Source organism: Agromyces humi (genome assembly GCF_009720255.1).
GTDB classification, from domain to species: Bacteria; Actinomycetota; Actinomycetes; order Actinomycetales; family Microbacteriaceae; genus Agromyces; species Agromyces humi.
The window spans coordinates 1-1,489 of sequence record NZ_WJSP02000611.1 but is presented as its reverse complement, the minus strand read 5'-3'; the positions used below and the strand labels follow the sequence as shown (position 1 = coordinate 1,489).

2 protein-coding genes are annotated in these 1,489 nt (G+C 72.9%); both read left to right on the top strand.

Going from position 1 to position 1,489, the window contains the following annotated elements:
• The coding region (locus GH736_RS22825) for a sensor histidine kinase (protein ID WP_203230925.1) at positions 1–769 on the top strand (769 nt) is incomplete at its 5' end.
• The coding region (locus GH736_RS22820; RefSeq protein ID WP_159607291.1) for a LytR/AlgR family response regulator transcription factor at positions 766–1,489 on the top strand (724 nt) is incomplete at its 3' end. The genes GH736_RS22825 and GH736_RS22820, both read left to right, overlap by 4 nt.

The window sequence follows — 1,489 nt, the reverse complement described above, 5'->3', positions numbered from 1 at the left end:
CCTCGTGCGGGCCACCGGCGAGGTCGCCGACTGGGTGGCCGCCCAGGTCGAGCTCGGCGAGCTGGATGCCTCGCGCGCGGCGCTCGCCGAGGCCGAGGTGCGTGCGCTCCGCGCGCAGATCAGCCCCCACTTCATCTACAACTCGCTGAACGCGATCGCGTCGTTCATCAACACCGACCCCGCCCAGGCGCGCGAGCTCGTGCTCGAGTTCGCCGACTTCACGCGATACTCGTTCCGCCGGCACGGCGACTTCACGACGGTCGCCGAGGAGCTGCGTTCGATCGACAGCTACCTCCGGCTCGAGCGGGCGCGGTTCGGCGACCGGCTGCGGGTCACGCTGCAGATCGCGCCCGAGGTGCTGTCGACCGTGGTGCCGTTCCTGTCCATCCAGCCGCTCGTCGAGAACGCCGTGCGCCACGGCCTCGAGTCCAAGGAGGGCGGTGGCCGCATCACGATCACCGCCTCCGACCTGGGCGCCTTCGCCGAGATCAGCGTGGAGGACGACGGCGTCGGCATCGACCCCGAGCGGCTCGAGACGGTGCTCGCAGGCGGCGCCCCGGGCGAGCACGTGGGACTGCGCAACGTCGACGCGCGCCTCCGGCAGGTCTACGGCGAGGAGCACGGGCTCGTCGTCGAGACGAACGTGGGCGCTGGCACGCTCGTGCGGATGCGCGTGCCGAAGTCGCAGCCCGGCCGGGTCGCGGCATCCGCCGACGCCTCGCGCAGCCCCGGTGCCGGCCGACTCCCCGGTGGAAGACTGGAACGATGACGATCTCCGTGCTCATCGCCGACGACGAGCAGCCCGCGATCGACGAGCTGGCGTTCCTGCTCGGGCAGGACCCGCGCATCGGGGTCATCCACCAGGCCGCGTCGGGCGCCGAGGCGATCCGGCTCCTCACCCGCGAGCCAGTCGACGCCGCGTTCCTCGACATCCACATGCCGGGGCTCACCGGCTTCGACCTCGCCCGCGCGATGCAGCGCTTCGAGCGGCGGCCCGCCCTCGTGTTCGTCACCGCCGACGAGGAGGGCGCGCTCGAGGCGTTCGACCTCGCCGCCGTCGACTACCTCCTGAAGCCCGTGCGCACCGAGCGCCTGCACCGATCGGTGACCCGCATCGTCGAGGCGCTCAAGGCCTCGGCGGCCGCGCACGCCGGCGCCGCGGCCTCCGAGCAGCAACCCGAGATGATCGCAGTGACGCTGGGCGGCACGACCCGCATGATCCGCCGCGACGAGGTGCGCTACGTGCAGGCGCAGGGCGACTACGCGCGCCTGCACACCGAGGAGGCCAGTTACCTCGTTCGCGTGCCGATGTCCGATCTCGAGCGGCAGTGGGCCGACGCGTTCGTGCGCGTGCACCGGTCGTACCTCGTCGCGATCCCGCACCTCACGCGCATCCGGCTCGGCGGCGACCACCCGAGCGTCACGGTCGGCGCGGCCGAGCTGCCCGTGAGCCGCTCGCGCGCCGGCGAGGATGCGCGCACACCCGGTG